Origin of the sequence: Chitinophaga sp., from assembly GCF_036569125.1 — a bacterium.
GTDB lineage: Bacteria > Bacteroidota > Bacteroidia > Chitinophagales > Chitinophagaceae > Chitinophaga.
The window spans coordinates 1-9,285 of the sequence record NZ_DATCRF010000189.1; the positions used below are offsets into that span (position 1 = coordinate 1).

Below are 9,285 nucleotides of genomic sequence, written 5' to 3' on the forward strand. Positions count from 1 at the left end.
AGCAAAAAGGGTTTTCCATTTACCCGCGCTTTGCAGAACTGGACAACATAACAGGCCGCAAATGGCTGTTGCTGGACGATAGCGCCGTGGTACCCGTATTAAAAGGCCGCGGTGATTTCCTGACCCGCTCCTTACAAAAGACCCTGCATACTTTGCAGGATAACAAGAACGGCTTTTTTGTGATGGCAGAAGGCGCGCAGATAGATGCGGGCGGCCATGCCAACAATGTGCCCTATAATGTTACGGAGATGATGGATTTTGACAAGGCAATAGGCGCTGCCATGGAGTTTGCAGATAGCAATGGCGAAACACTGGTGATTGTAACAGCAGATCATGAAACCGGTGGACTGAGCCTGTTAAGCGGCGATATACAAAAGGGATATGTAAGCGGCCATTTCAGCACCAATGACCATACGGCTGTAATGGTGCCGGTTTTTGCCTATGGCCCGCATTCCCTGGACTTCCGGGGTGTATACGAGAATACAGCACTTTTTGAAAAGATCATGAAAATACTATCAGCGCGTAAGTAAACTCAGCTAATACAGACAATAAATATTGTGCTTACTGCAAAATTATTGCGGCAAGAACTCTCATCTTACACCTGCACCACAAGTACATAGCATAGAAGGGATATAACGACCAGGAACTTCGCCTCTATTTTTGACCCTTCAATTAATGCACATGATGCAATACCACGTTTCAAGTAAAACGGCGGCATATACCTCTGTGAGCAATGAGATCCCTAAACATTACCAGCAGCACCGTTTACCGGGTGCTACCTATACGGAATGCCTGCAGGGCCCTTTTGGTACTGTGCTACGGCAAATGATCGAAAATGGAGAATGGATCGTTCAGCAGGCGCAATTCTTTATATCTAAAATGGTACGTATATACCCTGTAGCCCTGGAGCCGCTGGGTGTGCTGCACTGCATGCTGTCAGGTTCAGTACCTACTGTATTAAGCGGTTTTGGCGACGTGCTGCTTCGTGAAAATGCAATACAGTTCTTTTATGTACCTGCCGGCAAAGGCAATATGGCCCTGTTTTCCAAAGGTTATTATGAATCTTTCCAGGTGGGTCTTTCAGCAAATTACCTGTCTAATTTTTCACAGAACGGCTCTGCTTTAAGTGAGCAGCTCCAGCAGCTGGAGCAGGCTGCTCCCAAAGGCAGTAATGCCGGCACCTGCCCCTTAAGCCTGCAGGCCCTGGACCAGATCGGAAAAATAAAGCATTGCGAGCTGCAGGGGCACCGCCGGAAGCTGTATTACCAGGCCCGCATCAATGACCTGATGCTGTTATACCTGCATGCCCTGGACGATCGCCAGCAGCTGGCCGTAGTGAATGGCAACCGGTATGAAAAAGAAATGCGGCAGCTGGCCAGCTATATTACAGAGAACCTGGAAAACCCGCTAATGATAGGGCAGCTGGCTGGCAAGATGGGCCTGCAGCTGCAGGTAATGGAAAAAGAGTTCAAGAAAGTGCATCAGCAAACCATTAAATCCTTCATACAGGATCAACGTATGAAAAAGGCCTGCATGCTGCTGGCAGATGGGAAAATGACCATTATTGATGTGGCATATACCGTAGGCTATTCAGATGCGGCCTATTTCGCCAACACCTTTAAAAAACAAACAGGCCTTACGCCAACTGAATACCAAAAAAGGGCAAAAGGCAGTACAGACAAGGATGTACAATGAAAACACACCGCCTGTTGGTAAAAATTACAAGTCATTCTCCTTAAATACTACAAGCAGGTAACAATTGATTTAAAGAAATTTGTTCAGGCGAAGGAAGTCACTCAAAATTACCATTAAACAAACACAGAATAATACCGTATCATTTATTACTCGTTTTTCCCTGGATCTTATTTCTCATGCTATTTGTATTGTTGAGCAAACTAATACTATCAGCCTATGCACAAAAAGCCTGTAGTTCCGCAAGGGCCTGCTGCTGATCTGAATGCCGCTACTGTATTAGGCAGCGGCGCCATTACCCCGGCCATGCAGAAAATCCTTAGTAGTATGGAACATTATAACCCATCTGCACAGGAAGCCACTGAACAGTTTTTCCGGGATGCTGTGGGAAAGCTGTTCCTGGCTGCATTAGAGCAAATGTATCATCAGCAGGAAGCCAAATAACAGCAATAACAAACGATAGGATCTTTAACCACACCAGCGCTGTCTCCCGGCCGTTGAAATTATTTCAGGGAGATCACTCATTAAAAAAGCACCCCAAACACCTGCTGTGATGGCGGGGCGGCTACAACAGCGCCAGGTAAAGCTTTTCATCTATGGAGATTTTTCCAAAAGGTACACCCACGGATGTACCCGACAGGCTAATGCCTTTCATTGCCGGCTGGGCTACGGCCAGCTATACAAAACATGATTTTGGGCACCTGCTGCTGCAGGTATTTATGTACAAACGTTACCGTATTTATATTCAGCGCTTCATTACAGAGCAGGCGGCAACTACTTATTTTCGCTGCCCCGTAGGCACGGCCGTATTACAGCTGGCTATTATGGGCCCGGTCAGCAGCAATATAAAAGGATATGGCGAAAGCACTTTGCAAACAGGCCAGTTCAATTTCTTTTACTTACCTGCAGGCCTGCACGAACTTAACCTGGGCGCAGGCGAATTTGAGCTGATCCATATTGTGCCGGACGGCCTTATGCTGGATGAGCTGGCGGCCAGCCGGGAGGATATGAAAAGAGCGCTAACCCACCTGCGCACTGCCAGTGAAGAAGGCTGCTGCCTTACACCCCGGCAAATGAATTACCGGGTACACGATGTACTTGCCAGTATGCTGCAAAGCAAGGAATCCGGCGGTAACCTGCTGGTAGAGCTTAGCACCGGCATCAGCAACCTGCTGAACCTGTACCGTAAATCCTTAAATGATGCGGAATGTATGAAACAGCTACGGGCCTCCTATTATACCGGCACACTCATTACCATGCGGGAAGAGATCCTTCTGAACCCGCATATACAGCAGCACACACTCGCCTATTTTGCCAGGAAGTATAACATGAGCCAGTCGACCCTGAAAAGATATTTTAAGGAAACCTTCCATCAAACCCTGCATGAATTTGTACGGGAGGAGTGTATGAAAAAAGCTGCCTGGATGCGGGGCAATGCTTCCCTGAGCCTGGAAGATATTGCCGATGAAGTTGGCTATGCCGATAAATCCGGCTTCCTGAAATCGTATAAAAAATACCGCCGTAATGCCTCCTGATAAGATGGCGGGTATATAAAGATGGCCCGGTAGCCCTAAAAGCGTATTTTTGCTGCATGGTATCTGTTCAAACCTATATTCCAGCTACCTTAGCACCTTTCATAAAATCGTTCTGGTGCCTGCGGGTTGATGCAGGTATTCAACAGTCGTATGTAGAAGATATTATACCGGATGGGCACCATGAGATCATTTTTCACATGGAGCCGCATAGCGCCCAAAGAAACCCGGCCCTGCAAAACTGCGGTTATGAGCCGGATGCTTTTTTTGCCGTGCAAAACCTGCACAGCTATATGCTGAAATTACAGGCAGGCGCTATGTTATACGGCATCCGCTTTTACCCGCATACGCTGGCTTTGTTATTTAATTTCCCTGCCGACCTGCTTACCGGCCAGCTGCTGCCCTTAAATGATGTACCTGCGGCAGATGCCCTGCGGCATTGTATCACGGAAAACCCTGCCCGCACCTTCGCCCGCTTTGAAAAACTGCTCACCAAACAGGTGGCCGGCCTTAATGCCGGCAAAGGATTTGATTATGTAAATGCTGCCGTGGGCTTAATATTGCAGCAGAAAGGGAATATAAAAGTAGACCGGTTAATACAGGCAACCGGCGTTTCTGTTAAACACCTGGATACCTCCTTTAAAAAATTCGTAGGGACCACCCCAAAAACGCTGTGCCACATTATTAAGCTCAATTACTTTATCCATTACCGGGAACAACATCCGGATAAAAGCCTTACTGACTGCACCTATGAGGCCAATTTTTATGACCAGTCGCACCTGATAAAATAATTCAAAACCTTTACCGGCAAATTGCCCAAAGCATATTTTAACGAAGTAAATATCATTAACAAACATTTTACCGGCATGTAAGGCAGTTCATTTTTTTACAATTTTGCGCCGGGCCGGTTGGCTAGGTTTGCATTAAAAAAATGAAAGTACTCTTCTTCCTGCCATTCTTCTTTTGCAACACCTTACTGGCCCAGCAGCACATAGCGCAGTTTGCGCTATGGCAGCCCAAGAACGGGCAAACAGCCGCTTTTGAAACCGGTTATAAAAAACACCTGGTATGGCACCAAAGCAATGGCGATGCCTGGAGCTGGTATGGCTGGTATTTTATTTCCGGCCCGCGCTACGGGCAATTCCTGGATGCAACCTTTGGCCATGCCTGGCGCGATTTTGACCATCGTGTAAACCCCGCCGGCGATGGGGCAGATAACCAGCTGAACGTAGAACCTTATGCCGATTTTAAGCTGGCATACAAGGTTGCTTTTTTAAGCACGCTCAGTACCGGCGACAGCAGCCTGCTGCATTCCAAATTTTTGCGGATGCTCACCTTAGAGGTAAGTGATATGAATGAGGGCGCCAAACTGCTGGCCGGCTTAAAACGCAGCTACCAGGACTGCCGTTTCCTGGCATACCGGCTCACAGACGGCGGACCGGTTAACCAGCTGATCTTATTGCTTGGTTTTAGTAACTTTGAATTGTACGGGTTAAGCGAAGGCCTGCCGGAAGAAATACAACGGTTGGAAAGCACTTTAAAGCTGCACACCATTACCGGCATTACTTCTGAAACACTGGCTTACCGTGCAGATCTAAGCCTGTTAAATTAGTATTCATGGATAGTATAAACATCAGAGAGAAGTACGGATTATTTACAGAACAATGGTCGCCCAGGATCATTGGCGAGCTGAATGGCCAATACGTAAAGCTGGCCAAGGTACAGGATGAATTTGTATGGCACAGCCATGATCATGAAGATGAAATGTTCCTGGTTTTCAAAGGCACGCTGTTCATGCACTTCCGCGATAAGATGGTGGAAGTAAAAGAAGGTGAAATGATCATTGTGCCCAAAGGTGTGGAACATAACCCGCGTACTAACGGGGAGGAAGTATGGATTATGCTGATAGAGCCCAAAGCTACTTTACATACCGGCAATGTGGATCATGAAAGAACGGTAAAGGATCTGCAATGGGTGTAAGATAAAAACCGTAGTGTATCAAACCTGATACACTACGGTTGCGGCTTCCCATAAGGCGGGCACTTCCAGCTTATCTATCAGCTTTTCAAGCACTCTCATAGGTACAACAGCCTCCCGGTTCCGGTTCTGCTGATGCAGATGTTTATACGGCGCCTCCACATACACGATCTTCACACTGGCCTTATACGTATGGAACAGCTCAATAAGCTGGCTTCTCATTTGCCGGGTAGTATTAGTGGCATTCCATACAAAGGCGGTTTGCCTGCGTAAATATTCCCTGGCTTTTTCTTTAGCGGCCTGTATCACCTGCCCGTTGCCGGTTTTATCGGTAGGGTCAATATCCCATTCATTACGGATATCATCCAGCGATATTACCGGCAGGTCCGGAAAATGTTTTTTTACATACGTATCTTTTCCTGCGCCGGGCAAGCCGCTCATCAGGATCACTTCCGTGACCGGTGTTTCAAAAGGCACATAATCCACGTGCACATCCTCCCGCTGCAAATAATGCATGCGGGCGTGTGATGATGCAAATGTTCTGGAAATACCCCAGCAGCCATGCTCTTTACAAAATTCTTCAAAGCAGTCTATCCGGTACAGCATCTCTGCCTGATCTGTGCAAATACGGCCCAATATATCTGCCCGGGCCAATAGTGCCAGCCACTGTGTGTTTACTTCCAGGCTGGCTTTCACCAGCTCTTTCAGCGGATCTTTCTTTTCCAGGATCCAGATGGGCAGGCCATGATAACGCACCAATGCCACTATCTGCTCGCGGATCTCAAAAGGGGCCGGCACCGCTGTGTACAGGACATTCCGGGCTTTCAGCGCACCCTTGCGGGCATGCCCATGCGCGGTAATGCTGCCATCCGGCTCAGTAACCGTGGTGCTGTATTTTTCCACATCATGCAGTAAAGCAGCGGCCCATAGTATTTCCTGCTCCTGTACCTGCAGCTGTTCAAAAGCCTGTATCTGCGCTAAAGCATCCAATACCATCTGCGTGTGTACGGCTACGTTACCCTCTGCATGGTGGCGGGCATCCTGTGGCACAGCGGCCATACATTCTACCCAATCAAACGTGCCGGCTAAATGATCCCAGGTTTTATTCTCACTGATCGTCCACATGTTTACCTCCTTCATAATTTAAGCGGGCCCGTTTCCAGCTGCGTGTCCAGTGCTGGTCTGTTTTTACGTGCCCTTTTCTAACATATTTAAATACATTTTCTGCAAATGCAGTGGCCGGGTAAGCGGCGGTGTTGCGGGTTACAATGCCTTCTATAACAGTTGGCTGCCCGTTGTGCGTATCATAGGGATCAAAGGCGCCCCGGCCGGCTACAATGTTTTGTACTTCCCGCTCAAAAGCATTCCGGTCCTGCGGTGCAGGAAATACTTTGATCTCCGGTACTACCGGCAGGTCAAGCATAGCTGCATAATACTTTGTTTCTTCCCAGCTAAGCCATTGCCCGTGCTCGCGTACTGCAAACACGTAAAAATGATGATCCAGGTTATGATATTGAATAGAATGTACGGCGTAGAGATTTTCCAGAAAGATCTCCAGCGTACCCAGGTCATGCCGGATGCTTTGCCAGAAGCGCCGCAGGCTCTCCGTCCACGGAGAGGTGGTAGGCGCTGCATGGGAGCGTGCAAACACACCCAAACGGGATAAGCAGTTATTTTCCCCGTCCAGCTTTTCAGTATGCACCAATTCAGGTATCCTGCCCAGATGCTCCCAGTAATCATGCTGTATGCGGTCATCACTGGTAGTGCCGGGCGAAAACGGATAATGATAGGTACGGCCGTATTTTTGTGAAATAGCCATGTAATGAGGTTTTATATCAACAATAAGATTCCCCGCCTGCTTTAGAATAGCAGACTGTGATTGATCCTTAATATGTTGATGATATTACATGGCCCAAGGCTTTGACAATTTTTATATGATTGCCCCGCAAAGATATAGAATCACTTTCAAACCGCAACGGCACATTATTTGTACCCCACTCCAAAAACAGTTATGGAAAAACGCATTTTAGGTATTGTTTTATCCCTGCTGGGCGTGGCGGGGTTAATTATAGCAGCAGTTCAGTTCTTAAACGGCTCACAAGGTACCCGGGGCGTTAAAAGCATCATTATTTTTGCATTATTGGGCGCTATTTTCTTTTTCTCCGGCATAGGGCTGATCAAAAATACCAAGGACAAACCTTCCTGAGCGCTTATCTATACACGCCGGCACTTCTTTTAAAATAACATTGATCTTTTTCACAGGCAGGTCCTTACCTGCATCCAGCAGCAGTATTTTCATCCGCACCCGTTTCCCGGTAAGCAGGCCGGGAATGATGAATACTTTTTCCCTCCCCAATCCCAATATAAGGCTGACCACAAGGGTGGTTTATTATTTTTTGTACCTTGCAGCCGTTATACTCACCAGGTCTAAGTCGTTTGATGTTCGCCACCATCTAAAGCCTTTTCATATGTCCACAACAACTATGGCCTTGCCGAATACTGCCATTAAACGTACGCGTATTGAATCTATTGACCTGCTACGGGGTACTGTAATGATCATCATGGCATTAGACCATGTACGGGATTACTTTCACGGCAGCGCTTACATTTTTGATCCCACGGACCTGTCACAAACCACGGTGTTCCTGTTCTTTACAAGGTGGATCACGCATTTTTGCGCGCCTGTTTTTGCATTCCTGGCCGGCACTTCGGCCTATATCAGCGGCACACGGAAAACTAAAAAGGAGCTTTCCTTTTTCCTGTTAACACGTGGCCTGTGGCTGGTACTGCTGGAGTTTGCCTTTGTAACTTTTGAATGGACGTTCAACCCGGCCTATAAAGTGTTCCTGGTGCAGGTGATCTGGGCGCTGGGTGTAAGCATGATCGCTTTATCTGCATTGATCTATTTACCCTGGCGGGCTATTTTACTGATCGGGCTTGCCCTTATTTTCGGGCATAACCTGCTGGATGGCGTACATAAGGAAGGCAGCATTTTCTGGGCTTTTCTGCATGATCAGCGTTATTTCCAGCTGGGCGCCAGGGGCTTGTTTGTGGGGTATCCTATTCTGCCCTGGATAGGTATTATGGCTACGGGGTATTGTTTTGGTAAGCTCTACACACCGCAGTTCGATGCGGCTAAAAGAAAACAAACGCTCCTCTACCTGGGGTTGGGCGCCATAGCTTTGTTTATTATTATCCGCGCTATTAATATCTATGGCGATCCTAATGCCTGGAGCACGCAGCCTAAGCCGGTGTTCACGCTTCTCTCTTTCCTGAATGTTACCAAGTATCCGCCATCCCTGTTATATACCTTAGTTACACTGGGTCCTGCATTCCTGTTCCTGGCATTTACGGAAAAGCCGCTGAACGGCCTTACGGAAAAGCTGGTGGTCATTGGCCGGGTGCCTATGTTCTTTTACCTGGTGCATATTGCGGTTATACACGCGCTGGGTTTTATAGGCGCTGAAATATCCGGCCATCAATGGACGGATATGATCCTTAGCAACTGGGTAACCGCCAGTCCGGAGCTGAAGAACTATGGCTTTAGCCTGGGCATTGTGTACCTTTTATGGATAGTGGTGATCATTGGCCTGTACCCCTTATGTAAATGGTACGATACCTATAAAAGGAATCACAGGGAAAAGCAATGGTTAAGCTATCTTTAAGAGATAAACGAACCAACATGCAGGATATTGATACCACCTTACGCAACTGGGCAGGTAATTATACATACAGCACGCAAAACTTACACTGTCCGGATTCAGTGGCGGCGGTGCAGCAGCTGGTAAAGGAGCTGCCGCATTTAAGAGTGCTGGGCACCCGTCATTGCTTTAACAGTATTGCTGATTCTACGGAACATTTAGTATCCCTGCAGCAGCTGAACCAGGTAATATCCCTGGACACCGAAAACCAAACGGTAACGGTAGGTGGTGGTATTAACTACGGGCAGCTATGCCCTCACCTGCAAAAGAATGGTTTTGCCTTACATAACCTGGCATCCTTACCACATATTTCAATAGCAGGCGCCTGCGCTACTGCTACGCATGGATCGGGCAGCGGGAATGGCAACCTGGCTACGGCTGTT

The 9,285-nt window shown here is 47.7% G+C and carries 12 protein-coding genes; 10 read left to right on the forward strand and 2 right to left on the reverse strand.

Annotated features, from left to right (window positions below; all coding sequences use genetic code 11):
• The 7 genes from VIM87_RS06800 to VIM87_RS06830 form a co-directional block, all read left to right on the forward strand.
• Positions 1-530 (forward strand): alkaline phosphatase (locus VIM87_RS06800; protein ID WP_331996251.1); only part of this gene is annotated, 530 nt, incomplete at its 5' end.
• Positions 531-681: 151 nt separating this feature from the next.
• Positions 682-1,695 carry an AraC family transcriptional regulator gene (locus tag VIM87_RS06805; RefSeq protein WP_331996252.1) on the forward strand — a complete coding sequence of 338 codons (1,014 nt, stop codon included), beginning with the start codon at positions 682-684 and terminating at the stop codon, positions 1,693-1,695.
• Positions 1,696-1,911: 216 nt separating this feature from the next.
• Positions 1,912-2,136, forward strand: coding sequence for a hypothetical protein (locus VIM87_RS06810; protein WP_331996253.1), 225 nt, complete (start codon positions 1,912-1,914; stop codon positions 2,134-2,136).
• A 152-nt stretch (positions 2,137-2,288) separates the two neighbouring features.
• Positions 2,289-3,227, forward strand: a complete 939-nt coding sequence (locus VIM87_RS06815; RefSeq protein ID WP_331996254.1) for an AraC family transcriptional regulator — start codon at positions 2,289-2,291, stop codon at positions 3,225-3,227.
• 56 nt (positions 3,228-3,283) lie between these two features.
• Positions 3,284-4,015 carry a helix-turn-helix domain-containing protein gene (locus VIM87_RS06820; RefSeq protein WP_331996255.1) on the forward strand — a complete coding sequence of 244 codons (732 nt, stop codon included), beginning with the start codon at positions 3,284-3,286 and terminating at the stop codon, positions 4,013-4,015.
• A 140-nt stretch (positions 4,016-4,155) separates the two neighbouring features.
• Positions 4,156-4,836 (forward strand): hypothetical protein, encoded by a 681-nt coding sequence (locus tag VIM87_RS06825; RefSeq protein WP_331996256.1) that lies wholly within the window; start codon positions 4,156-4,158, stop codon positions 4,834-4,836.
• Between the two features lie 5 nt (positions 4,837-4,841).
• The gene (locus VIM87_RS06830) at positions 4,842-5,204 is read left to right on the forward strand and encodes a cupin domain-containing protein (protein ID WP_331996257.1); all 363 of its coding nucleotides are present in this window, start codon (positions 4,842-4,844) and stop codon (positions 5,202-5,204) included.
• A gap of 18 nt (positions 5,205-5,222) precedes the next feature.
• Here VIM87_RS06830 and VIM87_RS06835 read toward each other — a convergent pair whose 3' ends face one another.
• Both VIM87_RS06835 and VIM87_RS06840 read right to left on the reverse strand, forming a co-directional pair.
• Complete coding sequence (locus tag VIM87_RS06835; RefSeq protein WP_331996258.1) at positions 5,223-6,341, reverse strand: AAA family ATPase; 1,119 nt, start codon at positions 6,339-6,341, stop codon at positions 5,223-5,225.
• Positions 6,310-7,020, reverse strand: a complete 711-nt coding sequence (locus VIM87_RS06840) for an RNA ligase family protein (RefSeq protein WP_331996259.1) — start codon at positions 7,018-7,020, stop codon at positions 6,310-6,312. Before VIM87_RS06840 ends, VIM87_RS06835 begins: the two co-directional genes overlap by 32 nt.
• Before the next feature lie 192 nt (positions 7,021-7,212).
• Here VIM87_RS06840 and VIM87_RS06845 point away from each other — a divergent pair, with 192 nt between their 5' ends.
• The 3 genes from VIM87_RS06845 to VIM87_RS06855 form a co-directional block, all read left to right on the forward strand.
• Positions 7,213-7,407 (forward strand): hypothetical protein, encoded by a 195-nt coding sequence (locus VIM87_RS06845; protein ID WP_331996260.1) that lies wholly within the window; start codon positions 7,213-7,215, stop codon positions 7,405-7,407.
• Positions 7,408-7,669: 262 nt separating this feature from the next.
• Entirely contained in the window at positions 7,670-8,866 is a 1,197-nt protein-coding gene (locus VIM87_RS06850) for a DUF1624 domain-containing protein (protein ID WP_331996261.1), read from the forward strand.
• A 17-nt stretch (positions 8,867-8,883) separates the two neighbouring features.
• On the forward strand, positions 8,884-9,285 hold a 402-nt coding region (locus tag VIM87_RS06855), incomplete at its 3' end, for an FAD-binding protein (protein WP_331996262.1).